Origin of the sequence: Ramlibacter sp. WS9 (genome assembly GCF_003797765.1) — a bacterium.
Classification (GTDB): Bacteria; Pseudomonadota; Gammaproteobacteria; order Burkholderiales; family Burkholderiaceae_C; genus Ramlibacter.
This window is the reverse complement of the sequence record NZ_RKMB01000005.1, coordinates 169,318-193,592: the sequence shown is the minus strand read 5'-3', so window position 1 is coordinate 193,592 and position 24,275 is coordinate 169,318. Positions and strand designations below refer to the sequence as shown.

The 24,275-nt window shown below is 65.1% G+C and carries 22 protein-coding genes; 12 read left to right on the top strand and 10 right to left on the bottom strand.

What is annotated here, in order from left to right; translation table 11 throughout:
* Positions 1-39 precede the first annotated feature (39 nt).
* The gene (locus tag EEB15_RS10880; protein WP_158290065.1) at positions 40-1,188 is read right to left on the bottom strand and encodes a tetratricopeptide repeat protein; all 1,149 of its coding nucleotides are present in this window, start codon (positions 1,186-1,188) and stop codon (positions 40-42) included.
* A gap of 78 nt (positions 1,189-1,266) precedes the next feature.
* On the opposite strand from EEB15_RS10880, the gene aat reads away from it, so the two are divergent.
* The 3 genes from aat to EEB15_RS10865 all read left to right on the top strand — a co-directional run bounded on the left by aat (position 1,267) and on the right by EEB15_RS10865 (position 3,632).
* Complete coding sequence (aat, locus tag EEB15_RS10875) at positions 1,267-2,013, top strand: leucyl/phenylalanyl-tRNA--protein transferase (RefSeq protein WP_141509864.1); 747 nt, start codon at positions 1,267-1,269, stop codon at positions 2,011-2,013.
* The gene (locus EEB15_RS10870; protein WP_141509863.1) at positions 2,010-2,759 is read left to right on the top strand and encodes an arginyltransferase; all 750 of its coding nucleotides are present in this window, start codon (positions 2,010-2,012) and stop codon (positions 2,757-2,759) included. The genes aat and EEB15_RS10870 overlap by 4 nt, the downstream gene beginning before the upstream one ends.
* 78 nt (positions 2,760-2,837) lie before the next feature.
* Positions 2,838-3,632: an IclR family transcriptional regulator gene (locus EEB15_RS10865; protein ID WP_141509862.1), complete on the top strand. Its 795-nt coding sequence runs from the start codon at positions 2,838-2,840 to the stop codon at positions 3,630-3,632.
* Positions 3,633-3,709: 77 nt separating this feature from the next.
* Here EEB15_RS10865 and pbpG read toward each other — a convergent pair whose 3' ends face one another.
* The 7 genes from pbpG to EEB15_RS10830 all read right to left on the bottom strand — a co-directional run bounded on the left by pbpG (position 3,710) and on the right by EEB15_RS10830 (position 12,691).
* Entirely contained in the window at positions 3,710-4,741 is a 1,032-nt protein-coding gene (pbpG, locus tag EEB15_RS10860; RefSeq protein WP_141509963.1) for a D-alanyl-D-alanine endopeptidase, read from the bottom strand.
* A 141-nt stretch (positions 4,742-4,882) separates the two neighbouring features.
* Positions 4,883-6,421, bottom strand: a complete 1,539-nt coding sequence (locus EEB15_RS10855; RefSeq protein WP_141509861.1) for a 2-isopropylmalate synthase — start codon at positions 6,419-6,421, stop codon at positions 4,883-4,885.
* Positions 6,406-8,100: a 2-isopropylmalate synthase gene (gene leuA / locus EEB15_RS10850; protein WP_141509860.1), complete on the bottom strand. Its 1,695-nt coding sequence runs from the start codon at positions 8,098-8,100 to the stop codon at positions 6,406-6,408. Before leuA ends, EEB15_RS10855 begins: the two co-directional genes overlap by 16 nt.
* 251 nt (positions 8,101-8,351) lie before the next feature.
* Positions 8,352-9,170 (bottom strand): CDP-diacylglycerol--serine O-phosphatidyltransferase, encoded by an 819-nt coding sequence (gene pssA, locus EEB15_RS10845; RefSeq protein ID WP_141509859.1) that lies wholly within the window; start codon positions 9,168-9,170, stop codon positions 8,352-8,354.
* A 103-nt stretch (positions 9,171-9,273) separates the two neighbouring features.
* Positions 9,274-10,290, bottom strand: a complete 1,017-nt coding sequence (gene ilvC / locus EEB15_RS10840) for a ketol-acid reductoisomerase (RefSeq protein ID WP_141509858.1) — start codon at positions 10,288-10,290, stop codon at positions 9,274-9,276.
* 34 nt (positions 10,291-10,324) lie between these two features.
* Positions 10,325-10,816 (bottom strand): acetolactate synthase small subunit, encoded by a 492-nt coding sequence (ilvN, locus tag EEB15_RS10835; protein WP_141509857.1) that lies wholly within the window; start codon positions 10,814-10,816, stop codon positions 10,325-10,327.
* Between the two features lie 99 nt (positions 10,817-10,915).
* Complete coding sequence (locus EEB15_RS10830; protein WP_141509856.1) at positions 10,916-12,691, bottom strand: acetolactate synthase 3 catalytic subunit; 1,776 nt, start codon at positions 12,689-12,691, stop codon at positions 10,916-10,918.
* A gap of 280 nt (positions 12,692-12,971) precedes the next feature.
* Between EEB15_RS10830 and EEB15_RS10825 the strand changes: the two genes are divergently transcribed.
* From EEB15_RS10825 to EEB15_RS10795, 7 genes are read left to right on the top strand one after another with little or no spacing between them, the layout of a single operon-like run.
* Entirely contained in the window at positions 12,972-13,538 is a 567-nt protein-coding gene (locus EEB15_RS10825) for an RNA polymerase sigma factor (RefSeq protein WP_141509855.1), read from the top strand.
* Positions 13,535-13,954, top strand: coding sequence for a DUF3619 family protein (locus tag EEB15_RS10820; protein ID WP_141509854.1), 420 nt, complete (start codon positions 13,535-13,537; stop codon positions 13,952-13,954). Before EEB15_RS10825 ends, EEB15_RS10820 begins: the two co-directional genes overlap by 4 nt.
* A 7-nt stretch (positions 13,955-13,961) precedes the next feature.
* Positions 13,962-14,672, top strand: a complete 711-nt coding sequence (locus EEB15_RS10815) for a DUF3106 domain-containing protein (protein ID WP_141509853.1) — start codon at positions 13,962-13,964, stop codon at positions 14,670-14,672.
* Positions 14,669-15,175 carry an RDD family protein gene (locus EEB15_RS10810; RefSeq protein ID WP_255466313.1) on the top strand — a complete coding sequence of 169 codons (507 nt, stop codon included), beginning with the start codon at positions 14,669-14,671 and terminating at the stop codon, positions 15,173-15,175. The genes EEB15_RS10815 and EEB15_RS10810 overlap by 4 nt, the downstream gene beginning before the upstream one ends.
* A 33-nt stretch (positions 15,176-15,208) precedes the next feature.
* Positions 15,209-15,613 (top strand): diacylglycerol kinase, encoded by a 405-nt coding sequence (locus tag EEB15_RS10805; RefSeq protein WP_141509851.1) that lies wholly within the window; start codon positions 15,209-15,211, stop codon positions 15,611-15,613.
* Complete coding sequence (locus EEB15_RS10800) at positions 15,610-16,200, top strand: TIGR00730 family Rossman fold protein (protein WP_141509850.1); 591 nt, start codon at positions 15,610-15,612, stop codon at positions 16,198-16,200. Before EEB15_RS10805 ends, EEB15_RS10800 begins: the two co-directional genes overlap by 4 nt.
* 32 nt (positions 16,201-16,232) lie before the next feature.
* Positions 16,233-18,656: a PAS domain-containing protein gene (locus tag EEB15_RS10795; RefSeq protein ID WP_141509849.1), complete on the top strand. Its 2,424-nt coding sequence runs from the start codon at positions 16,233-16,235 to the stop codon at positions 18,654-18,656.
* 716 nt (positions 18,657-19,372) lie between these two features.
* On the opposite strand, the gene EEB15_RS10790 is transcribed toward EEB15_RS10795, so the two are convergent.
* Both EEB15_RS10790 and EEB15_RS10785 read right to left on the bottom strand, forming a co-directional pair.
* Positions 19,373-19,711 (bottom strand): P-II family nitrogen regulator, encoded by a 339-nt coding sequence (locus tag EEB15_RS10790; RefSeq protein WP_141509848.1) that lies wholly within the window; start codon positions 19,709-19,711, stop codon positions 19,373-19,375.
* A gap of 29 nt (positions 19,712-19,740) precedes the next feature.
* The gene (locus EEB15_RS10785; RefSeq protein ID WP_141509847.1) at positions 19,741-21,405 is read right to left on the bottom strand and encodes an NAD+ synthase; all 1,665 of its coding nucleotides are present in this window, start codon (positions 21,403-21,405) and stop codon (positions 19,741-19,743) included.
* A 6-nt stretch (positions 21,406-21,411) separates the two neighbouring features.
* Here EEB15_RS10785 and EEB15_RS10780 point away from each other — a divergent pair, with 6 nt between their 5' ends.
* Complete coding sequence (locus EEB15_RS10780; protein WP_141509846.1) at positions 21,412-22,575, top strand: GNAT family N-acetyltransferase; 1,164 nt, start codon at positions 21,412-21,414, stop codon at positions 22,573-22,575.
* A gap of 23 nt (positions 22,576-22,598) precedes the next feature.
* A complete protein-coding gene (locus tag EEB15_RS10775; protein ID WP_141509845.1) occupies positions 22,599-24,188 on the top strand; it encodes a wax ester/triacylglycerol synthase family O-acyltransferase in 1,590 nt (529 codons plus the stop codon).
* Positions 24,189-24,275: the final 87 nt, after the last annotated feature.

Genomic DNA, 24,275 nt, shown 5'->3' with positions numbered 1-24,275 from the left:
CTGGCACGAGTCCCGTCCCGAGACATGATTGTTCCGTCGTCACTGGGGCATGTCCCGGAGCTTGCGCTTGAGTTTGCTCACGAGCCGCGCGTCGCCCGTCATCGAAGCCACCCGCGCCAGCTCGTCCCGCGCTTTGGTGGGTTCGCCGTTGCGGGCATAGGCCAGCGCCAGATAGCGGTGGATTTCGTCGAAGCCACTGGTCAGTTCTTTCGCCGTCTCCAGCGCGCCGATCGCCTGGCGGATCTCGCCGTCGTTCAGGTGCCGCAGGCCCATGCCGATCCAGTGATAGGGATCGCGCGCGCGCCCGGCTTCGATTCGGCGCGCAAAACGCTGCGCCTCGGCAGTGCGGCCCTGTTCCATCAGCAGTTGATGCAAGGTATGAAGCGGGACGTCCGCGGTGTCCGCCAACGCGATCGCGCGGTGCAACAACTCCTCAGCTTGCGCCAAGAGGCCCGCGTCGCGGTACAGCACGGCCAGGTTGCCGTAAGGGGCCGCATAGCTGGGGTCGGCCTCGATCGCGGCCTTGAAGTGCGCATAGGCCAAGGCTCGCCGCCCCTTGCCGAGGTGCTCAGCCGCGACGTTGTTGTAGTAGCGCGCCAGCAGGCCGTCTTCCGTCAGCGGGCTACCCGGACGGCGCGAAGCGAAGTCCGGGTCGAAATCGACCACCACGTCGCGGGCCTCCGCGTCCCTCAGGTCGCGGTGGGCTCGCAGGAACATCACGTTGACGTGCTGATTCACCACGTCGAGCTGGCCGCGCCGGTCGAACACGGCCGGTGCCCGCACCTCCTGGGTCTGCACGGCCATGCCCAGCACGCGCGCTGCCGAATAGGTCATGACGGTGAGCGACAGGCAGTCACCGCGCCCGTTGCGCCAGGTTTCCGCGGCGGTGGTCGAATGCCCGGCGGCGTAGCCGAAGCGCTGCCGGTCTTCGCCGAAGATCAGCGCCAGCAGGTGCTTGAGCCGCTGCGGTGTGGTCATCTCCTGGACCCGGGGACTGGCCAGGAGGGCCGTGAGTTCCGGGTCGGCCCGGAACAGTTCGTTCTTCCCGACGGTCACCAGCGCCGGGCTGTATTCGAAAGCCTGGTCCTGCCAGGGCAGTGGGGCCGGCGCGACCGGCGCACTCGCACATCCCGCGAGCCCCGCGAGTCCCAAGACGCAGATCACCGCAGCCAGTGCGTAACGAATCATGGAGACCTCCAACAGGAACGAACTCTCCATCCACAATAGCAGCGTGACCAGCGATCTCAAGAGTATTTGCCCGGCGCCATGAACCTGCCCTGGCTCGACCCCGGTGATTCTTTTCCCGATGCCGCGCGGGCGTGGGATGCCGCCCAGCCTGCCCCGGGCCTGCTGGCGGCCGGCGGCGCGCTGGACATCGACAGCCTGCACCGCGCGTACTCGGCCGGAATCTTTCCCTGGTTCAGCGAGGGCCAACCCATCCTGTGGTGGAGCACCGACCCGCGCATGGTGCTCTTCACCGATGAATTCAAGCTGCACCGGTCGCTGCGCAAGACGCTCGCACGGTTCGTGGCCGATCCGCGTTGCGAGGTGCGCGTCGATTCCGCTTTCGACGACGTGATCCGCGCCTGTTCGCAGTCTCCGCGGGAGGGCCAGTCGGGCACGTGGATCCTGCCGCAGATGGTCAAGGCGTACGAAGCTTTCCATCGCGCGGGCTACGCGCACAGCGTCGAGGCCTGGGTCGGCGGGCGGCTCGTGGGCGGGCTCTACTGCGTCTGTATCGGCCAGGCCGTGTTCGGGGAGTCGATGTTCACGCGCGTGCCGGATGCGTCCAAGATCGCGCTGGCCGGGCTGGTGGCCTTTTGCCGGCACCATCGCATCGGCGTGATCGATTGCCAGCAGAACACCCAGCACCTGGCGTCGCTCGGCGCGCGCGAGATCGCCAGGGCCGAATTTGTGGCGCAAGTCGCACAGAACGCAAAAAAACCCGCACCGCCCTGGCGGTTCGACCCCGTATACTGGAACGGACTCCTGCCGCCGAAGCCGCCAGCGTGACACATCTCAAGGATCTTCCGCTACAGACCCTGCAGTTCTATGCGACGGCCCCGTACCCGTGCAGCTACCTGCCGGGCAGGCAGGCCCGCTCGCAAGTGGCCACGCCCAGCCACCTGATCCACAACGACGCGTATTCCGACCTGGTCACCAACGGCTTCCGCCGCAGCGGCATGTTCACGTACCGGCCGTACTGCGACGGTTGCCGCGCCTGTGTTCCGCTGCGCGTACTGGCCGACCCGTTCCAGCCCGATCGCAGCCAACGCCGCGCCTGGACCAGGCACGGCAACTTGCAGGCGCGCGTACTCAAGCTGTGCTTCGTGCCCGAACACTACCATCTGTACCTGCGCTATCAGACTGGCCGCCACGCGGGCGGCGGCATGGACCACGACAGCATCGACCAGTACACGCAGTTTCTCTTGCAAAGCCGCGTCAATTCGCGACTGGTGGAGTTCCGAGAGACCCTCCCCAACGGCTCGCCCGGCGTGCTGCGCATGGTGGCCATCCTGGACGTGCTCAATGACGGCATCTCGGCCGTGTACACGTTCTACGAGCCCGACGGGGCGGCCAGTTACGGCACCTACAGCGTGCTCTGGCAGATCGACCAGGCGAAGCGGCTGCGCCTGCCCCACGTCTACCTGGGCTATTGGATCGGGCAAAGCCCCAAGATGAACTACAAGGCGCGCTTCACGCCGCACGAAGTTCTGGTCGATGGGCAGTGGGTCGCGCCTCCGGCGGACGGCATCTAGAAGTCCGCTCTCTTGCCTCTTTGCCCACCGGGCAAATTTCACATGATAAAATCCTGTGAATCCATTCCGTAAGGTGCCATGAGAAAAAACGACACTGGCGCGCCCGCCACTCCGACGATCCAGGTGATCGAACGCATGTTCGCCCTGATCGACGTGCTGGCCTCGCGCGAGGATGCCGTCTCGCTCAAGGAAATCAGCGAGAAGACCGGCCTGCATCCTTCCACGACGCACCGCATCCTCAATGACCTGGCCACCGGCCGATTCGTTGATCGGCCGGAAGCCGGCAGCTACCGGCTCGGCATGCGCCTCCTGGAACTGGGCAACCTGGTCAAGGGCCGGCTGAATGTGCGTGACGCAGCGCTGGTGCCCATGCGCGAACTGCACAAGCTGATCCAGCAACCCGTCAACCTCAGCATGCGCCAGGGCGACGAGATCGTGTACATCGAGCGCGCCTACAGCGAACGCTCAGGCATGCAGGTGGTGCGTGCCATCGGCGGCCGCGCCCCGCTGCACCTCACTTCCACCGGCAAGCTTTTCCTGGCCGCCGACGACCCGCAGCGCGTTCGCGCCTATGCAACCCGCACCGGGCTGGCGGGACACACGAAGAACAGCATCACGCAGTTGCCATTGCTGGAGCGGGAACTGGCGAAAGCCCGCCAGTACGGCATCGCCCGCGACAACGAGGAACTGGAGCTGGGCGTGCGCTGCATGGCCGCCGGCATCTACGACGACCAGAGCAAGCTGATCGCGGGACTGTCGATCTCCGCCCCCGCCGATCGCCTGGACGAAGGCTGGCTGACCAAGTTGCAGACCACGGCCAATGAGATTTCGTCGGCGCTGGGGCATAAGACGCCGACGCTTCGCGCGGCATAACCCAAACCCAAAAAGGACAAGGCCCCAACGGGGCCTTGTTTTGTCTGGAGCGAAGCGGTTGCTTAGCGGTTACGCGGTTACCCGTTGACCTGCCGAACAACCGTGCTGCCCGCAGGCGCCGTCACGGGGTTCGACTCAACCCACTTGCGCACGCGCTCGGCGTCGCCCAGGCGGCTGAGCTTGCCGGCCGAGTCCAGGAACACCATGATGAGTTTGCGGCCGGAGATCTTGGCCTGCATCACCAGGCACTGGCCCGCTTCGGAGATGTATCCGGTCTTCTGCAGGCCAATGTCCCAGCCGGCGTTCTTCACCAGGCGGTTGGTGTTGTTGAACTGCAAAGTGCGGTTGCCGACAGCCACCTGGTGGCCGGGCGACGTGGAAAACTCGCGCAGGACCGGATCGTTGTAGGCGGAGCCGACCAGCGTGGCCAGATCATGCGCGCTCGACTGGTTCTTGCTCGACAGGCCGGTAGGTTCGACGTAGCGCGTGTCCTTCATGCCGAGCATCTTGGCCTTGGCATTCATCAGCGACACGAAAGCGTCCATCCCGCCCGGGTAGGTGCGGCCGAGCGCGTGAGCGGCGCGGTTTTCGCTGGACATCAGCGCGAGGTGCAGCAATTCGCCGCGGGTCAGCATGGAGCCGACCTTCAGGCGCGAACGGCTGCCCTTTTCGGTGTCGACATCGTCCTGCGTGATGGTGATCATCTCGTCCATCGGCAGCTTGGCTTCGCTGACCAGGAGGCCGGTCATGAGCTTGGTCAGCGAGGCGATCGGCAGCACGGCCGAATCGTTCTTGGAAAACAGCACTTCGCGGGTTTCCTGGTCGATCACCAGGGCCACGCTGGACTTCAGGTCGAGCTGGTCTTGCACCGAGTGCAGGCCGGCGATCTGGCCGTAAGAGGGGCGGGCCGGCACCTGGGCGACGCGGATCACGGAAGCACGTTTGCCGGCGGCGAAGGAGCGCATGACACGCTTGCCGGCAGTCTGGCTTTTCTTGGCGGCTGTGGTGCCCTTGCGCGGCGCGGCGTCGGCGGCGACGGGGGCCAGCCCGATGACCAGGGCGGCCAGGGCCACGGAATGAAAAATGCGGTTCAGGGTGGTCTTTTTCATCGCCAACAAGACTTTGCCGTGCATCAGTGACCCTTTAAACGCTACAACCAGATTCGAAGTTTACGGCGGAAGAAAAAGTTACGCAAGATCAATGACTTATGTAACTTTCCTAATTCCTTGCACTAATTATAGGGAAACGGCTCAGCCCTGTGCGGCCACCCGATCAGCTTTACTCTGTAACTTGTTCAGGGCGCTCAGATAAGCCTTCGCCGACGCCACCACGATGTCCGGGTCGGCGCCCACGCCGTTGACGACCCGCCCCGAGTTCTGGAGCCGCACGGTCACCTCCCCCTGGCTTTCGGTCGACCCACTGATGGCGTTGACCGAATACAGCACCATTTCGGCTCCGCTCTTCACGTGGCTTTCGATGGCCTTGAGGGACGCGTCCACCGGGCCGTTGCCGTCCGACTCGCCCCGCACTTCCTTGCCTTCGACCGTAAAGACGATGGACGCGTGGGGCCGCTCGCCGGTTTCGCTGTGCTGCTTGAGGGAAATGAAGTGGTATTGCTCCTGCTCGTGGGTCACGCTTTCGTCGCTGACCAGGGCCAGGATGTCCTCATCGAAGATCTCGCTCTTGCGGTCGGCCAGTTCCTTGAAGCGGTTGAATGCCGTGTTGACGTCGGCCTCGCTCTCCAACTGCACGCCCAGCTCCTGCAGGCGCGCCTTGAAGGCATTGCGGCCCGACAGCTTGCCCAGCACGATCTTGTTGGCGCTCCAGCCCACGTCCTCGGCCCGCATGATCTCGTAGGTGTCTCGCGCCTTGAGCACGCCGTCCTGGTGGATGCCGCTGGCGTGCGCGAAGGCATTGGCGCCGACCACCGCCTTGTTGGGCTGGACCACGAAGCCGGTGGTCTGGCTCACCATGCGGCTCGCCGCGACGATGTGCTTGGCATCGATGCCCAACTCCAGCCCGAAATAGTCCTTGCGGGTCTTCACGGCCATCACGATCTCTTCCAGCGAGCAGTTGCCGGCACGCTCGCCCAGGCCATTGATCGTGCATTCGACCTGGCGTGCCCCGCCCAGCTTCACGCCCGCCAGGGAGTTGGCCACCGCCATGCCCAGGTCGTTGTGGCAATGCACCGACCAGATGGCCTTGTCCGAGTTCGGCACGCGCTCACGCAGGGTCTTGATGAACTGGCCGTACAGCTCCGGCACCGCGTAACCCACCGTGTCCGGCACGTTGATGGTGGTGGCGCCCTCGGCGATCACGGCCTCCAGCACCTTGCACAAGAAGTCCATCTCGCTGCGGTAGCCATCCTCCGGCGAGAACTCGATGTCGCCGCACAGGTTGCGCGCGAATCGCACCGACTGCTTCGCCTGTTCCAGCACCTGGTCGGGCGTCATCCGCAGCTTTTTCTCCATGTGCAGCGGCGACGTCGCGATGAAGGTGTGGATGCGGGCCCGCTCGGCGCCTTTGAGGGCTTCGGCGGCGCGAGAGATGTCCCGGTCGTTGGCACGCGAGAGCGAGCAGATGGTCGACTCCCGGATGGAATTGGCAATCAGTTGCACGGCTTCGAAGTCACCGTTGGAACTGGCGGCGAAGCCAGCCTCGATCACGTCCACCTTCAGACGCTCGAGCTGGCGCGCGATGCGCAGCTTCTCGTCCTTGGTCATGGAGGCGCCGGGCGATTGCTCGCCATCGCGCAAGGTGGTGTCGAAAATGATCAGTTTGTCTGCCACGAGATTTCCTTCTTGTGTTCGGAGTGGGCCCGCTGCAAGCCCGAAACGATGGCCTTGAGCGAAGCCGACACGATATTCGAATCCATGCCCACGCCGAACAGCGTGCGGTCGCCGACGCGCAGTTCGAGGTAGGCCACGGCCTGGGCATTGGCGCCCGAGCCGATCGCATGCTCATGGTAGTCGAGGACGCGGATGGTTTCGCCGCAAGCCGCAGCCAGCGCCTCCACGAAAGCGTCGATCGGGCCGTTGCCGGCGCCCTGGATGCTGACCTTCTTGCCCGACACTTCCACCTCGGCCGCGAGCCGGACCCGGTTGCCGGCCATGCCCTTGGCCTCTTCCAGTACCTGGTGCTGCGGCGACGGGATGCTGCGAATACCGTACTCGCGCTCGAACAGCTCGAAGAGGTCTTGCGCCGTCAGCTCCTTGCCGGAGGCGTCCATCACGGTCTGCACGACCTGGCTGAACTCGATCTGCAGGCGGCGCGGCAACTCCAGGCCGAATTCGCTTTCGAGAAGGTATGAAATGCCGCCCTTGCCCGATTGGCTGTTGACGCGAATCACGGCCTCGTAGCTGCGGCCCAGGTCTTTGGGGTCGAGTGGCAGGTAAGGCATGTCCCAGATGTCGCCGTCATTGCGCGCGGCGAAGGCCTTCTTGATCGCGTCCTGGTGCGAGCCCGAGAACGAGGTGTAGACCAGGTCCCCCGCATAGGGGTGGCGCGGGTGGACGGGCAGTTGGGTGCAGTGCTCGGCAGTGCGGCGGATCTCGTCGATGTCGGAGAAGTCCAGGCCCGGGTCCACGCCTTGCGAATAGAGGTTCAGCGCGACGTTCACCAGGTCGAGGTTGCCGGTGCGCTCGCCATTGCCGAACAGGCAGCCTTCAAGGCGGTCGGCACCGGCCATCACGGCGAATTCGCCGGCGGCGGTGCCTGTGCCGCGGTCGTTGTGCGGGTGGACGGACAGCACGATGGCGTCGCGCCGCGCCAGGTTGCGGTGCATCCACTCGATCATGTCGGCAAAGATGTTCGGCGTGGAATGCTCCACCGTCGACGGCAGGTTGACGATGCACTTTCGCTCGGGCGTCGGTTGCCAGACCTCGGTCACCGCATCGACCACGCGCTTGGAGAACGCGAGCTCGGTGCCCGAAAACATTTCAGGGGAATACTGGAAGGTCCAATGCGTCGCCGGCTGTTGTGCAGCCAATTCCACAAAGAGTCTTGCCTGGCTTGTGGCCAGTTCGACGATGCCTCCCTCGTCCAATCCCAGAACCACCTTGCGCATCACGGGCGCGGTGGCGTTGTACAGGTGCACGATGACGCGCTTGGCGCCCTGCAGCGATTCGAAAGTGCGGCGGATCAGCGGCTCGCGGGCCTGCGTCAGCACCTGGATCGTCACGTCGTCCGGAATGAGGCCGTCGTCGATCAGCTTGCGGATGAAGTCGAACTCGGTCTGCGACGCCGAAGGAAAGCCGACCTCGATCTCCTTGAAGCCGATTTCCACCAGCGTCTCGAACATGCGCAGCTTGCGCGGGATGTCCATCGGCTCGATCAGCGCCTGGTTGCCGTCGCGCAGGTCCACGCTGCACCACACAGGCGGCCGGGTGAGCACGGCATCGGGCCACGTGCGGTCGGTCAAGCGCACCGCCGGGAAGGCTCGGTATTTGCTGGCAGGATTCTTCAACATGGTCATCTCTCGTGAGTTTTGAAAATTTGCGGGTCAGATCTTCAGCTCCGCCCCCAACTGTTCAAGAAAACCGGCAGCCCCAAAGAAAAACGGCCCGCTGCAGGTGCAAACGGGCCGTCGAGTGAGGTTTTGCGCGTGCGCTACCGTCTCCGCCCGGAGGGGATTAGCAGTAGGGCCAGCGAAATTCGGTTCATGTATTCAATGTAGCACAAGTTTTAGCGCGTGGGCCTTGCGGCGCGCGATGCCCCTCATCACCGATGGAGACCGCTCTCCTCAGGCTCATCGGTGGAAGTGCTGATCACGCTGGTTTGCTGCCCCTTGAACTTGCGCCAGCCATAGAGCACGTAGCCTGACAGGCCATAGACAACGAACAGCGCGAACAACACGATGGGCGGGTGCACATTGATCACGGCGATGCCCAGCGCAATGGCGACGATCACCACGAAGGGCACGCTCTTTTTCATCTGCACGTCCTTGAAGCTGTAGAACGGCACGTTGGTGACCATCGTCAGCCCGGCATAGAGCGCGACGACGAACATCACCCACTCAACCTGCGAGCCCTTGACCTCCATGTCATTCAAAAGCCAGATGAACCCCGCGACGATCGCCGCCGCGGCCGGCGACGGCAGGCCCTGGAAGTAGCGCTTGTCGACCACGGCGGTGTTGACGTTGAAACGTGCAAGCCGCAGCGCGGCGCAGGCGCAATAGACGAATGCCGCGAACCAACCCCAGCGTCCCAGGCCTCTCAGCGCCCACTCGTACGCGACCAATGCAGGGGCGGCGCCGAAGGACACCATATCGGACAGCGAATCCATCTGCTCGCCGAATGCGCTCTGGGTGTTGGTCATGCGCGCCACCCGCCCATCCAGGCTGTCGAGAACCATGGCGCAGAAGATTCCCACCGCCGCCAGGTCGAAGCGGTTGTTCATGGCCATCACGATCGCGTAGAAGCCGCCGAAGAGCGCCGCCAGCGTGAACAGATTGGGCAGGATGTAGATGCCCTTGCGGCGCTTGCGGACCACCAGCCCTTCGGTGGGCGTCAGGTCGTGGTTTTCGTTGCCATGGTGCATCCGCAGGAGTGTAACTGCGGGGCCGCGGCGGAACCGGCTTTGCCGGGCCGCTCGCGGCGCCCCCTTGAGGGGGAGGCGGCCGAAGGCCGCTTCGGGGGTGGGCTCAGTTCCTGGTCTGGTCGACCAGCTTGTTCTTCTTGATCCAGGGCATCATCGCGCGCAGCTGCTCGCCCACGGTCTCAATCTGGTGCTCGGCCATGATGCGGCGCTTGGAGATCAGCGTCGGCGCGCCGGCGCGGTTTTCCAGGATGAAGCTCTTGGCGTATTCGCCCGACTGGATGTCCTTCAGGACCTGCTTCATGACCTTCTTGGTCTCGTCCGTCACGATGCGCGGGCCGGTGACGTACTCGCCGTATTCCGCGTTGTTCGAGATCGAGTAGTTCATGTTGGCGATGCCGCCTTCATAGATCATGTCGACGATCAGCTTGAGCTCGTGCAGGCACTCGAAGTACGCCATCTCGGGCGCGTAGCCGGCTTCCACCAGCGTCTCGAAGCCGGCCTTGATCAGCTCGACGGTGCCGCCGCACAGCACGGCCTGCTCGCCGAACAGGTCGGTCTCCGTCTCTTCGCGGAAGTTGGTCTCGATGATGCCGGCCTTGCCGCCGCCATTGGCCATCGAGTACGACAGCGCCAGGTCGCGGGCCTTGCCCGACTTGTCCTGGTGCACCGCCACCAGGTGGGGCACGCCGCCGCCCTGGGCGTAGGTGCCACGCACGGTGTGGCCGGGGGCCTTCGGGGCGACCATCCACACGTCGAGGTCAGCGCGAGGCGTGACGAAGCCGTAGTGCACGTTGAAGCCGTGGGCGAACACGAGGGACGCACCCTGCTTGATGTTCGGCTCGACGTCGTTCTTGTACACGGTGGCGATCTGCTCGTCGGGCAGCAGGATCATGACCACGTCGGCGGACTTCACCGCGTCGGCGACTTCAGCAACCTTGAGGCCGGCCTTTTCGACCTTGGGCCAGGAGGCGCCGCCCTTGCGCAGGCCGACGATGACCTTGACGCCGCTGTCGTTCAGGTTCTGCGCGTGCGCGTGGCCTTGTGAGCCGTAGCCGATGATCGCGACGGTCTTGCCCTTGATCAGGCTCAGGTCACAGTCCTTGTCGTAATAAACCTTCATGGTCTTTCTCTCCGTTGAAATTGGTTAAGTGTGTTCAGACGCGCAAGATGCGTTCGCCTCGGCCGATGCCGCTGGAACCCGTACGCACGGTCTCCAGGATCGCGCTGCGGTCGATGGCTTCCAGGAAGGCGTCGTTCTTGCCCTGGTCGCCGGTGAGTTCGATGGTGTAGCTCTTCTCGGTCACGTCGATGATGCGGCCGCGGAAAATGTCGGCCATGCGCTTCATCTCCTCGCGCTCCTTGCCGACGGCGCGCACCTTCACCATCATGAGCTCGCGCTCGGTGTAGGCGCCCTCGGTGAGGTCGACCACCTTCACGACTTCGATGAGCCGGTTCAGGTGCTTGGTGATCTGCTCGATGACGTCATCCGACCCGCTGGTCTGGATCGTCATGCGCGACAGCGTCGCGTCTTCGGTCGGCGCCACGGTGAGCGATTCGATGTTGTAGCCGCGGGCAGAGAACAGGCCCACGACACGGGAGAGAGCGCCGGGCTCGTTCTCCAGCAGAACTGCGATGATGTGTTTCATGTTGTCCTCCGGCTCCTCATTTCGCTGCCCTCCCCCACCGGCGGTAACCGGTGGGCTCGGCAAGCGATAGATTCGCCGCTTTACGGTTGGGATGCGGGTTTAGAGATCTTCGGAGCCCAGCAGCATCTCGGTGATGCCCTTGCCGGCCTGAACCATGGGGAACACGTTCTCCGTCGGGTCGGTGCGAAAATCCATGAACACGGTGCGGTCCTTGAGCTTGCGCGCTTCGCGCAGGGCCGGCTCGACGTCCTTCGGGTGCTCGATCAGCATCCCGACGTGGCCATAAGCCTCGGCGAGCTTCACGAAGTTGGGCAGCGCGTCCATGTAGCTGTGGCTGTAGCGGCCCTCGTAATCGAGTTCCTGCCACTGGCGCACCATGCCCAGGTAGCGGTTGTTCAGGGAGACGATCTTGATCGGCGTGTTGTACTGCAGGCAGGTCGAAAGCTCCTGAATGCACATCTGCACCGAGCCTTCGCCGGTGATGCAATACACCTCGCTTTGCGGCTTGGCCAGCTTGATGCCCATGGCGTAGGGGATGCCCACGCCCATGGTGCCCAGGCCGCCGGAGTTGATCCAGCGGCGCGGCTGGTCGAACCGGTAGTACTGCGCGGCCCACATCTGGTGCTGGCCCACATCCGACGTCACGTACGCGTCGGCGTCCTTGGTCATGTTCCACAAGGTCTCGACCACGTACTGCGGCTTGATCACTTCGGTGTTCTTGCGGTCGTAGCGCAGGCAGTCCTTCTTGCGCCAGCCTTCGATCGTGTCCCACCAGGCGCCGAGGGCGTCGCCGTCCGGCTTGGTGTTGGACTCCTTGATCATCGCGATCAGCTCGCTGAGCACATCCTTGACGTCGCCGACGATCGGGATGTCGACCTTGACGCGCTTGGAGATGCTGGACGGGTCGATGTCGATGTGGACGATCTTGCGTTCGTTCTGCGCGAAGTGCTTGGGGTTGCCGATCACGCGGTCGTCGAAGCGCGCGCCCACGGCCAGCAGCACGTCGCAGTTCTGCATCGCGTTGTTGGCTTCGATGGTGCCGTGCATGCCCAGCATGCCCAGGAATTTGCGGTCGCTGGCCGGGTAGGCGCCCAGGCCCATCAGCGTGTTGGTGACCGGGTAGCCGAGCATGTCCACGAGCTGGCGCAGCTCGGCCGTTGCGTTGCCCAGGATCACGCCGCCGCCGGTGTAGATGTACGGGCGCTTGGCAGCCAACAGCAGTTGCAGCGCCTTGCGGATCTGCCCGCCATGGCCTTTGCGCACCGGGTTGTACGAGCGCATCTCGACGCTGGTCGGATAGCCGGTGTACGCGGTCTTGTTGAAGGAGATGTCCTTCGGGATGTCCACCACCACCGGGCCGGGGCGCCCGCTGCGGGCGATGTGGAAGGCCTTCTTCATGACGTCGGCCAGCGTCTTCACGTCCTTGACGAGGAAGTTGTGCTTGACGATGGGGCGCGTGATGCCCACGGTGTCGCATTCCTGGAAGGCGTCCAGGCCGATGGCATGGCTGGGCACCTGGCCGGTGATGATCACCATCGGGATGCTGTCCATGTAGGCCGTCGCGATGCCGGTAACGGCATTGGTGACGCCCGGACCGGACGTGACCAGCGCGACGCCGACGTCACCGGTGGCGCGCGCATAGCCGTCTGCAGCGTGCACGGCCGCCTGTTCGTGGCGCACCAGAACGTGCTGGATGGTGTCCTGCTTGTAGAACGCGTCGTAAATGTGCAACACCGCGCCGCCCGGATAGCCCCAGACGTACTTGACGTTCTCGGCTTGCAGGGTCTTGACGAGGATTTCCGCGCCGCGGAGTTCGAGAGTTTGGCTGGCCGTAGCGGCAGCCGCGGAACTGAGTTCCGCCTTGGACATTTCCATGATCAACCTTTGCGATTTTCTCTGACGAAAAACCTTGGGTGCTCCTCGCGCGCCCTTGTGAGGCCGGTACGGAACTTAGAACCACAGACCATGGACGCGCTTATCGCAACGCCGGATCAGGGCTCGTTTGCCTTTTGACTTGCGTGTGCATTATCGCACTGCAACACGCCGCCCTCGCGAGAAACCTGGATCGCAATGCCATAATTTCTGGCTAACGGTACGCAAAGCGTCCCGGACATACCAAAAAAACGAGACCCGCGGCCGACCAGGCTCCCACTCCTTGGCAACCGAACGAGAACTTTCCGACTTCCTCAAGAGCGTGGAAAAACGGGCCTTCAAGCGCTCGATCTACCACGTGCGGGACGAGGAGGCCGCGCTGGACATCGTGCAGGACAGCATGATGAAGCTGGCCGAGCACTATGGCGACAAGCCTCCCAACGAGTTGCCGATGCTGTTCCAGCGAATCCTGTCGAACTGCACGCTCGACTGGTTTCGCCGCCAGAAGACCCGAAACGCCCTGTTCTCGAACATGAGCGACTTCGAATCCGCGTCGGAAGACGGCGATTTCGATCTTCTTGAAACTTATTCCTTTGCCGAAGGCTCACAACAGGCTGAAAGTGCGGAAGATTCCACGCGGCGGGCACAAACCTTGCGGCAAATCGAATCGGAAATCCAGGAGTTACCCGCCCGTCAACGTGAAGCCTTCCTGATGCGTTATTGGGAGGACATGGACGTGGCAGAGACCGCCGCGGCCATGGGCTGCTCGGAAGGCAGTGTCAAGACACACTGCTCTCGCGCAGTCCAGGCCCTCAGCAAGGCACTGAAGGCAAAGGGAATACAACTATGACGAATTCGCCACTCACCCAGCAACTGCAGGACCGTTTCGGCCGGCAGGTTGCCGCGCGCCTGGCTGCCGGAGCAGCCGAGCTCCCCTATGACGTTACCGAAAGGCTGCGCGCCGCGCGCGTGCAGGCCGTGGCCCGGCGGAAGCCCGAGGCCGTGTTCGCCGGCGCCGTGTCGGTTTCTGGCGGCGCCGCCAGCCTGTCGTTCGGCGACCAGGGCATCGGCCTGTGGGGTCGCATCGCCTCCGCGCTGCCGCTGGTGGCGCTGGTTGCCGGGCTTGTGCTGATCCATACCATCCAGAATGACAACCGTGCGAGCGAGGTGGCCGAAGTCGACGCCGCGCTGCTCACCGACGACCTGCCTCCCGCGGCCTACGCCGATCCGGGCTTCGTGCAGTTCCTCAAATCCGGCAGGGATTAAGGCCGCGATGGCCGATTCCGTCGCTTTGCCCCGGCAAAGGTCCTGGCGCATCGCCCTGGCCTGCCTGAGCGTGGGCGCGGTTGCCGTCGCCGCCTTGGCACAAGTGCCACCGCCCCCTGCGCCCGCCCCCGTTCAACCCGCGTCACAAGCAGCCAGTGCGCCGGTCAAGCGAGCGGTCGCGCCCAAGCCTGCCGCCTCGGCAATCAAGGCCGCCGCCAAGCCGGCCACCAAACCGCTTTGGACCGAGCTGACCGAGCCCCAGCGCCAGGCGCTGGCCCCGCTCGCGCCGGCATGGGACGGTGTGAACGAGGCGCAGAAGCGCAAGTGGCTGGCCCTTTCCCAGAACTATCCCAAGATGTCGGGGGCCGAGCAGGCCAAGCTGCACAGCCGGATGACCGAGTGGGCCGCGCTCAGTCCGGCCCAGCGGACCCAGGCCCGCCTGAACTTCGGCGAAACGCAGAACCTTTCGCCCGACGACAAGAAAGCGAAGTGGGAGGCCTACCAGGCCCTCTCGCCCGAAGAGAAGCGCAAGCTCGCCGCAGGCGCCGCCAAACCGCCGGCCACGGCGGCCGCCGTCAAGCCGGTGCCGGCGCAACAGCTCGCCACGGTGCCGCAGCCCAAGCAGGTGGTCAAGCCGCCCCGCATCGCCGCCGGCGCCCACCAGGTGGACCAGAACACCCTGCTGCCGCAGCCGGCCCAGGGCGGCCAAGTCAACTGAAGGGCCTCGTCCTGGACCTCACCGCTCCCAGCCTGCGGCGGCGCATGGCCTGCTGGACCTACGAAGGCATCCTGCTGTTCGCCGTGGTGTTCGTCGCCGGCTGGCTGTTCAGCACGCTCGGGCAGATGCGCGAATCCATGGATGCGCGGCGTCCGCTGCTGCAGGCTTTCCTGTTCGTGATTTTCGGAATCTACTTCGCCTGGTTCTGGGCCCGTGGCCAAACCCTGGCGATGAAAACCTGGAACATCCGGGTGGTCGACAAGGCTGGCCACCCCATCAGCCAACTGCGCGCGCTGTTGCGCTACCTGTGCTGCTGGCTCTGGTTCCTGCCGCCGCTCGTCGTGCTGGCTCCGCTCAAACTGCGCGCCCCGGAAATCGCCGTGCTGGTGCTCGGCTGGGTCGCTGTTTGGGCCGTGCTCAGCCGGTTCCATCCCCAGCGGCAGTTCTGGCACGACGCCCTGGCGGGCACCCGCCTCGTTCACTCGGCGCCCTTGAGCCGCTAGAGTTTTGTCATCCCATTGGGTGACAATGCGGCCATGTCGTCGCCTCCCGAAGCCCTCGCTCCCGCCAATCAGCAAAAGTTCCGCACCGGCCTGAACCGGGTGTGGCATGCCGCCGGCTATTCGCTGGCCGGTTTGCGCGCAGGCTGGGGCGAAACCGCCTTCCGGCAGGAAGCGCTGGCGTCCATCCTCCTGCTGCCCCTGGCCTTCTGGATCGGCCGCGGCTGGGTGGAGATTGCGCTCCTGGCCGGCTCGGTCCTCATCGTGATGATGGTGGAACTGCTCAATACGGCCATCGAGACGGCGATCGACCGCATCGGCCCCGAATGGCACGACCTCTCCAAGCGCGCCAAGGACATGGGCAGCGCGGCCGTGCTGCTCAGTCTGGTGCTGTGCGCGGGCATCTGGGTTGCGGCATTGCACCAGAGGTTCTTCTCATGACCCTGCCGGCGTTTTCGCTGTGCGTCTATTGCGGCGCGCGAACGGGCAACTCCCCGGAGTTTTCGCTTGCCGCGCAGGCAGTGGGCCGCTGGATCGGCGAGCAAGGCGGCCAGCTGGTCTATGGCGGCGGCAACAACGGCCTGATGGGCGTCATGGCCAACGCAGCCCTCGCAGCCGGCGGGCGCGTGGTGGGTGTGATCCCGCATGCGCTGGTGGAAAAAGAGTGGGCCAAGCTCGACTGCACAGAACTGCACGTGGTCGACAACATGCATGAACGCAAGCGCCTGATGGCCGAGCGTGCCGACGCCTTCCTGGCGCTGCCCGGCGGCATCGGCACCTTCGAGGAATTTTTCGAGGTCTGGACGTGGCGCCAGCTCGGCTACCACGACAAGCCGGTCGGCCTTCTCAACCTCCATGGCTATTACGACGCGCTGCTCGCCTTCCTGCAGTCGGGCGTGAAGCATGGCTTCATGACCGACTGGCAGATGGATCTGGTGCGCGTCGGCGCGGACCTACCCGAACTGCTGCAAAGCCTGGTGGAAGCGGCCAGCATGGCGCCGCGGCAGACCAGCCTTTCGCAGATCTGAGGGCGCACGCGGGGCCCCAGGGTGGAAACATCATGTCGCCCGCGGAAAAAATCAAGCGCCTGAACCGCCTCTATGCCGTGTCCAGCGGCATCAACGAGGCCATCGTCCGCGTGCCCGACGAGCGCCAGCTCTACGAAGAGGCCTGCCGCATCGCGGTCGAGCGTGGCGGCTTCCTCATGGCTTGGGTCGGCCGTGACGAACCGGCGCGGGCCCGTCTGATGCCGGTAGCGCGCTGGGGCGCCGACGACGGCTACGTCGATGCGATCCGCATCAGCACCGATCCGCTTTACCGCGAAGGCCTCGGGCCGGGCGGAAAGGCGTTCCGCACGGGGGCGCCGTCCGTTTGCAACGACATCCAGGCCGACCACGAGTTCTTCGCGTTCTGGAAGGAGGCGCTGGCGCGCGGATTCCGCAGTTGCGCGGCCTTTCCGCTCAAGCTCGACGGCCAGGCGGTCGCCGTGTTCTTCGTCTACGCGGGCGAGCCGATGTACTTCGACGAGGACGAGATCACCCTGCTTGCTTCGCTGGCCGAGAACTTCTCGTTTGCGATGGCGTCGCGGGAGAAAGACGCGCAACGGCGCCGCGTGGAAAACGCGCTGCGCGCGAGCGAGGCCCGCCTGCGCGCGGTCATCGACAACGAACCCGAGTGCGTCAAGTCGGTCGCGACGGATGGCACCCTGCTCGACATCAACCGCGCCGGGCTGGACATGATCGAGGCCCCTGCGGCCGGCGCGGTGACCGGCCGCATGGTGTCGGACCTCATCCACCCCGACGACCGGGACGCCTGGCTCCAGTTGCACCGGCGCGTCGCCGCCGGCGGCACGGGCCGGCTGCAGGTGCGCGCGACCGGCCTCCAGGGCAAGACGCTGTGGATGGACACGCACGCGGCGCCCCTGCGCGCCGAAGACGGCAGCGTGGAAAGCGTGCTGTATGTGACCCGCGACATCACCCAGCAACGGGCATCGCTGGAAAAACTGCAGCACAAACAGGCACTGCTGTCCATGGCGAGCCGGCTGGGACGGATCGGGGCCTGGGAAGTCGACCTGCCCACGCGTACCGTCACCTGGTCCGATGAACTCGCGGTGATCGTGGGCATGCCGCCCGGCTATTCGCCATCGGTCGAGGAAGGCATGGCGTTCTGCGCGGCGGAATACCGCGAAGGCGTCGTGGCGGCGTTCGACGAGTGCGTCGGCCGCGGCACGCCGTTTGACATGGAACTGGAAATCGTCGATGTCCGCGGCCGCCGCTTGAGCGTGCGCTCGATCGGCGAAGCGGTCCGCGACGCGTCGGGCGCCATCGCCCGGGTGCAAGGCGCGTTCCAGGACACCACCGACCGCAAGATTGCCGAGGCCGAGATCCACCAGCTCGCCGAGCGGCTGACCACCACGCTGGAGAGCATCACGGACGCCCTGGTGACCGTGGACGCCGACTGGCGCTTCACCTACGTCAACCACGAAGCCGAGCGCGTGCTGCGCCGCAGCCGGGCCGAATTGCTCGGAACCAACATGTGGGAGGAATTCCCGCAAGGGCGCGGCACGTCGTTCGAAGCGGCGTACAGCCTCGCGCTGCAGGAAGGCCGCACGGTCGAACTGCAGGAGTTCTATCCGCCGCTGGACACCTGGTTGGAGATACGCGCCTATCCGTCGCGCCAGGGCGGCCTCACCGTCTACTTTCGCGACGTGGGCGAACGCCGCGCCGCGCAGGATGAAATCTTGCGGCTCAACGCGGAGCTGGAGCTGCGCGTGCGGCAGCGCACCGCGCAGCTCGAAATGGCCAACCAGGAACTGCAGGCCTTCTCGTATTCCGTGGCCCACGATCTGCGCGCGCCGCTCGCCGCGATCGGCGGCTTCGGCTATGCGCTGGAGAAGGAAATGCCCGCCGGGGCCAGCGACAAGGCCCGGCACTACCTCAACCGGATGCGCGAGGGGGCAAGCCGCACCTCGGAAATGATCGACGCCCTGCTCTCGCTGGCCCAGCTCTCGCGCGCCGAGCTTCGCTGGGAGCGCGTCGACTTGTCCGCCATGGCCCGCACGGCCCTGCAAACCTGTTGTGAACACCCGGCCGCGCGGGAAACGGATTTCTGCGTCCAGGAAGGGATGGCTGCGCATGGCGATCCCCGGCTGCTGCAACTGGTGCTGGACAATCTCCTGTCGAATGCCTGGAAGTTCACGGCCCTGGCGGCACGCACCGAGATCGCCGTCGAGGCCATCGAAGGGCCCGAGGGGGAAACAGTGTTCTGCGTGCGGGACAACGGTGTCGGGTTCGAGATGGCCTATGCCCAAAACCTGTTCGGTGCTTTCCAGCGCCTGCATCCCCAGACGGAATTCCCGGGCTCGGGGATCGGGCTCGCCAACGTGCGGCGCATCATCTCGCGGCACTCGGGCCGCATCTGGGCCCACTCGCGGCCGGGCGAAGGCGCCAGTTTCTACTTCACGCTGGGCGACGAACCGGCCTAGTCCCTTTCGCCGCAAGTTCATGGATGCCTCTCATCTACGTGGGGATCTGAGACCTCGCAGCAAAGCTGTGCGCGGGCGGGCTGCGGCGCGATGGCTACGGCGTTCGGCTTCAGTGCTTCGCACCTCCTGCCGAATTCCTTGCGCCGGGTGACCCCGCGACCCGCGCGGCACAACTCGCCTGCGCTTCGCTCCGGGCTCAAACAGGTGCCGCGAGCATGAAACGGTCGCACGGCTTGAGCCGTGCTGGGTCGCGGAGTCACCCGCCGCAAGCGCCTGGGCTTTATTCGCGCCGCAGCCCGCCCACGCACAGCTTCGCAAACCATCGAGGCACGCCGCCGGTGGACGGCCAACGCTTCACCTGTTCGCCCCAACATTGGCGCGCCACCGCCGGCACGCCACCGTCTCACTGCAACGCCGTGCATGGCCGGGCTGCGGCGCGAATAAAGCTCAGGCGCCCGCGGTGGACGGTCTTGCGGCCCAGCGTCGCTTGCGACGCGACCGTCTCATGCTCGCGGCACTTGTTTGAGTCGCAGCGAAGCGGAGGCGAGTTGTGCCGCGCGGGCCGCAAGACCGTTCAGCGCGGGGACTCCGGCAGGAGCTTGCGATGAGCAAGCGATGCCGGACGCCGTAGCCATCGCGCCGCGGCCCGGCCATGCACGGCGTTGCCGCGAGGTCTCCGAACGCACCAACGCGAAGGGCACCCGCCCTACACTAACTTAAACCGCCGATTCGTCCGTTTCGCCGGTGCGGATGCGCACGACGCGCTCCACCGTGGTGATGAAAATCTTGCCGTCGCCGATCTTGCCGGTGCGCGCTGCCTTGACGATAGCGTCGACGCAGCGCTCCACGTCGTCGTCCTTCACCACCACTTCGACCTTGACCTTGGGCAGGAAGTCGACGACGTACTCCGCGCCTCGATACAGCTCGGTATGGCCCTTCTGGCGGCCGAACCCCTTGACCTCGGTCACCGTGAGGCCCGTCACGCCGCAATCGGCGAGCGCCTCACGCACTTCCTCGAGCTTGAAGGGTTTGACGACGGCGGTGATCTGTTTCATGGCGTGCCTTGGGAATCCGGTGGAAAGGGTTAAGCGCGGAATTTACCGGTTATAGGATAGCGCCAATCCTTGCCGAAGCTACGATGGGTCACCCGAATCCCCACCGGCGCCTGCCGGCGCTTGTATTCGTTGATGCGGATCAGGCGGGCGACACGCTCCACCACGGCGCGGTCGAAGCCGGCGGCGATGATCTCTTCCACGCCCTGGTCGTTCTCCATGTAGCGCCCCAGGATGGCGTCCAGCACTTCGTAGGGCGGCAGGCTGTCCTGGTCGGTCTGGTCGGGCCGCAATTCGGCGCTGGGCGGCCGGGTGATGATTCGCTCGGGGATCGGGCTGATGCCGGCGCCGTACGGATCGTGGATGTTGCGCCACCGTGCCAGCCTGAACACCGTGGTCTTGAGCAAGTCCTTGATCACCGCGAAGCCGCCGGCCATGTCGCCGTACAGCGTGCAATAGCCGGTGGCCATCTCGCTCTTGTTGCCCGTGGTCAGGACGATACTGCCGAACTTGTTGGACAAGGCCATCAGGAACACGCCGCGGATGCGCGCCTGGATGTTTTCCTCGGTCGTGTCTTCGGGCAGCCCCTTGAACTCGTTCGCGAGCGAGGCCTTGAACGCTTCGAACTCAGGCGAAATCGAGATCTCGTCGTAACGCACGCCCAGGCGGTGGGCCATGTCGCGCGCGTCGATCCACGAGATGTCGGCCGTGTAGGGCGACGGCATCATCACCGCGCGAACCTTGTCGCGGCCCAGCGCGTCGACGGCCACGGCCAGCACGAGCGCCGAGTCGATGCCGCCGGACAGGCCGAGCAGCACGCCGGGGAACCCATTCTTGCCGATGTAGTCGCGCACGCCCAGCACCAGCGCGTCCCACAGGTCGGCTTCCGGCGTGCGCTCGTGCGTCATGTTGGCGCTGAGTTTCACACCGCCGTTGACCCGGTTCGCCTCGATGTAGAACAGATCCTCCTGGAAACCCGGCGCACGCCCGCACAGTTCGCCCGCGGCATTCACGGCAAACGATGCGCCGTCGAACACCACTTCGTCCTGGCCGCCCACCAAATGGGCGTAGATAACCGGCACGCCCAGCGCCTGGGCCCGCTCGGCCATCCGCGCCACGCGCTCGCCGCCCTTGCCCACGTGAAAGGGCGACGCGTTGATGACGGCGAGCACCTCGGCGCCGGCTTCCTTGGCCAGCTGGCCGGGCTCGTCGAACCAGGCGTCTTCGCAGATCAGCAGACCCACATTCACGCCTTCGACCCGCAACACGCAGGTGCCCTGCCCCGGCGTGAAATAGCGCCGCTCGTCGAACACCTGGTAGTTGGGCAGCTCGCGCTTGGCATACGTCTCGAGCACGCGGCCTTCGCAGAGGACGCTCGCGGCGTTGAAGCGCCGCTGCACCGCCACCGATTTGCTGCGGATGTCGCCGCCCATCGGGTGGCCCACGACGACGTGCAGCCCTTTTAACCCGGCCAGTTCGCGGGCCACCGTTTTCACGGCATCATCGCAAGCAGCGATGAAGGCCGGGCGCAGGAAGAGGTCCTCGGCCGCATAGCCGCAGATCGACAGCTCGGGCGTGAGCACGAGGCGTGCACCCTGCGCGTACGCGGTGCGCGCCGCGTCGATGATTTTCTGGGCGTTGCCGGCCGTGTCGGCCACGATGAAGTTGAGCTGTGCAATACAGAGTTTGAGAGCCATGGCGACGTGAAAAATAGCTCGAACGATTATGTCACCCGGGTGCTGGGTTCAGTGCTCGAGGTGGATCCGGCGCAATGGGACACGTTGCTGGGCCGGCAAAGCGCGCCCAGCCCATTCATGCGCCACGCGTACCTGGCCGCCATGGAACGCAGCAAGAGCGCGTCGCCCAAGACCGGCTGGACGCCCAGCTTCGTCACGCTTTGGCGCGGTGGTGAACTTCAGGCCGCCTGCGCCCTGTACCTCAAGGATCACTCCTACGGCGAGTACGTGTTCGACTGGGCCTGGGCCAACGCCTACGAGCAGCACGGCTTGGCGTACTACCCCAAAGCGCTTGTCGCCCCACCGTTCACGCCCGTGCCTGGCGCGCGCCTGCTGGCGCATGACGCCGCGGCGCGTCGGGCCTTGTTGGAAGCCGCGCTGGCGTGGTGCCGCGCACAGGGGCTTTCGTCATTGCACCTGCTCTTTCTTGCGGACGAAGACGTCGTTGCCTGCGAACACGCGGGGATGATGTTGCGCCACACCGTCCAGTTCCATTGGATGAACCAGTCCTGGCGCGATTTCGACGGCTTTCTCGCGAGCCTTGCGCAAGAAAAGCGCAAGAAGATCCGCCAGGAGCGGCGCAAAGTGGCCGAGGCCGGCGTCACGTTCCGCTGGTCGCTCGGCACCGGTATCTGCACGGCCGATTGGGACTTCTTCTACCGCTGCTATGAACGCACCTACTACGAACACGGGAACGCGCCCTACCTCAGCCGCGATTTCTTCCGCCGGATGGCGCAGGACATGCCTTCCAGCTGGCTGATGTTCGTCGCCGAGCGTGGGGGCGATCCGATTGCCTCCAGCCTTATCGCCATCGGCGAAGCGCACGGAGAAAAGATCGCCTACGGCCGCTACTGGGGCGCACTGGAACGCGTCGACTGCCTGCACTTCGAGGCTTGCTACTACCAGCCGCTGCAGTGGTGCATCGAGCACGGCTTCGACCGCTTCGAAGGCGGCGCGCAGGGCGAACACAAGATGGCCCGCGCGCTGCTGCCGGTGAAAACAACCAGCGCGCACTGGCTTGCGCATCCCGCGTTTGCCGACGCGGTGGAGCGCTTCCTGGAACGCGAAGGCCAGGGCATAGGGAATTACCTTGAGCACCTGGAGCGTAGAACGCCATTCCGCCAGGGCTAAACTGGCGGCAGGAGACAAGCACAATGAAATCCCTGAGCGGCCTGGATGCCACCTTCCTGTACCTGGAAACGCCCGAAACGCCGATGCACGTGGGGTCGCTCAACCTCTACGAGCTGCCCAAGGGCTTCAAGGGAAGCTTCCACCAGGCCGTCAAGGCGCACATCGCGAAGCGCCTGCACCTCGCGCCCATCTTCAGCCGCCGGCTCGCTTTCATGCCCTTCGACCTGGGCCACCCGATCTGGGTCGAAGCCGACCAGGTCGACCTGGACTTCCACATCCGCAAGGTGGCGGGTGGGCAGCTCACCGTGAAACAGGCCGAGGGCATGGCGGCCAAGCTGCATGGGCAGTTGATCGACCGGGAACACCCGCTGTGGGAGTTCTACGTGTTCGACAACATCAAGACACCTGCCGGCATGGGGGTCGAAGGCAAGCTGGTGGGCTTCTATTCCAAAATCCACCACGCGGCGCTCGATGGCAAGGGTGGCACCGTGTTGGCCAACGCGGTGCTGGACCTGAGCGCCACGCCGCGCGAGGTCGCGCCGGCGGACCCGTCGCGCAAAGGCCGCAAGCAGGGCGACTTGAAAATCGGCGAAATGATCGGCGCTGTGTTTTCCAATTCGCTCGCGCAGTACGCGAAGCTCGCCCGCTCGCTGCCCAGCGCAGCCACGTCATTGGGCGGGGCGGTGGCCCGGCAGTCCATCACCGGCGGCGACAAGGGCATCACAAGCCTACGCCCCAAGTCCCCCATCAGCCTCGCGCCCAAGACCGTGTTCAACGTCGGCATCACGCGCCACCGTGTGTTCGCCACAGCCAGTGTGCCGCTCGCCGAATCCAAGGCCATGGCCAAGGCGGTCGGTGGCAGCTTCAACGACATGGTGCTGTGGATCTGCTCCACGGCTCTGCGCAACTACCTCGAGAAGTACGCGACGGTGCCCAAGAAGCCATTGGTCGCCGCGATGCCCGTCAGCCTGCGGGAAGAAAGCAACAAGGAGCTGAACAACCAGGCATCCATCACCGTGGTGGACCTGGGCACGCACCTGGCCCACCCGATGAAGCGCATGAACGCCATCATGGCCTCGACGGCCAAGGTCAAGCAGGCGCTCGTCAACCTCAAGTCCGTGCTGCCGACGGACTACCCTTCCCTGCTGTCGCCGTGGGTGATGGGCGGCGCCGCCAAGGCGCTGTTCAAGACGTACGGCAAGAGCGGCATCGCCGACAAGCTGCCCACCATCGCCAACGTCGCCATCAGCAACGTGCCGGGGCCGCAGGTGCCGCTGTATCTGGCCGGCGCGCGCATGCGGACGTTCCATCCGTTGTCGATCGTGATGCATGGCCTCGCGCTCAACATCACGATCCAGACGTACGCCGGGAGTGTCGACTTCGGCGTCATCGCCGACAAGAAGGCCGTGCCGCACGTGCAGGCGCTGGCCGACATGATCGAAGCAGCCTTCGAGGAAGCGAAGACGCTGTTCGTGACGCAGGAGCCCGAGCCTGCCGCCATCAAGACGACCAAGACCATCAAGGTCGCCGAGCCGCGCAAGAAGCCGGCCGCAACCGTGGAAACCCGCGCGACGGCGCGCAAACGTCGCGTGCGCGACGCCGTTTCTGGGTGAGCGACTCTAAAGAGCTGCCATCGCACGCACTGCTCGGCGATGCCGTGCGCAAACACTGCTAGGGTGCATCCGGGCCGCCATGAGTTC

Excerpts from the sequence above, each read along its gene's own strand:
- pssA (WP_141509859.1), bottom strand. The coding sequence starts at position 9,170 with ATGCACCATGGCAACGAAAACCACGACCTGACGCCCACCGAAGGGCTG.
- EEB15_RS10880 (WP_158290065.1), bottom strand. The coding sequence starts at position 1,188 with ATGATTCGTTACGCACTGGCTGCGGTGATCTGCGTCTTGGGACTCGCG.
- EEB15_RS10865 (WP_141509862.1), top strand. The coding sequence starts at position 2,838 with ATGAGAAAAAACGACACTGGCGCGCCCGCCACTCCGACGATCCAGGTG.
- EEB15_RS10805 (WP_141509851.1), top strand. The coding sequence starts at position 15,209 with ATGTCGTCGCCTCCCGAAGCCCTCGCTCCCGCCAATCAGCAAAAGTTC.
- EEB15_RS10785 (WP_141509847.1), bottom strand. The coding sequence starts at position 21,405 with ATGGCTCTCAAACTCTGTATTGCACAGCTCAACTTCATCGTGGCCGAC.
- EEB15_RS10830 (WP_141509856.1), bottom strand. The coding sequence starts at position 12,691 with ATGGAAATGTCCAAGGCGGAACTCAGTTCCGCGGCTGCCGCTACGGCC.
- leuA (WP_141509860.1), bottom strand. The coding sequence starts at position 8,100 with ATGTTGAAGAATCCTGCCAGCAAATACCGAGCCTTCCCGGCGGTGCGC.
- EEB15_RS10820 (WP_141509854.1), top strand. The coding sequence starts at position 13,535 with ATGACGAATTCGCCACTCACCCAGCAACTGCAGGACCGTTTCGGCCGG.
- EEB15_RS10815 (WP_141509853.1), top strand. The coding sequence starts at position 13,962 with ATGGCCGATTCCGTCGCTTTGCCCCGGCAAAGGTCCTGGCGCATCGCC.
- ilvC (WP_141509858.1), bottom strand. The coding sequence starts at position 10,290 with ATGAAGGTTTATTACGACAAGGACTGTGACCTGAGCCTGATCAAGGGC.
- ilvN (WP_141509857.1), bottom strand. The coding sequence starts at position 10,816 with ATGAAACACATCATCGCAGTTCTGCTGGAGAACGAGCCCGGCGCTCTC.
- EEB15_RS10775 (WP_141509845.1), top strand. The coding sequence starts at position 22,599 with ATGAAATCCCTGAGCGGCCTGGATGCCACCTTCCTGTACCTGGAAACG.
- pbpG (WP_141509963.1), bottom strand. The coding sequence starts at position 4,741 with ATGAAAAAGACCACCCTGAACCGCATTTTTCATTCCGTGGCCCTGGCC.
- EEB15_RS10790 (WP_141509848.1), bottom strand. The coding sequence starts at position 19,711 with ATGAAACAGATCACCGCCGTCGTCAAACCCTTCAAGCTCGAGGAAGTG.
- EEB15_RS10795 (WP_141509849.1), top strand. The coding sequence starts at position 16,233 with ATGTCGCCCGCGGAAAAAATCAAGCGCCTGAACCGCCTCTATGCCGTG.
- aat (WP_141509864.1), top strand. The coding sequence starts at position 1,267 with ATGAACCTGCCCTGGCTCGACCCCGGTGATTCTTTTCCCGATGCCGCG.
- EEB15_RS10800 (WP_141509850.1), top strand. The coding sequence starts at position 15,610 with ATGACCCTGCCGGCGTTTTCGCTGTGCGTCTATTGCGGCGCGCGAACG.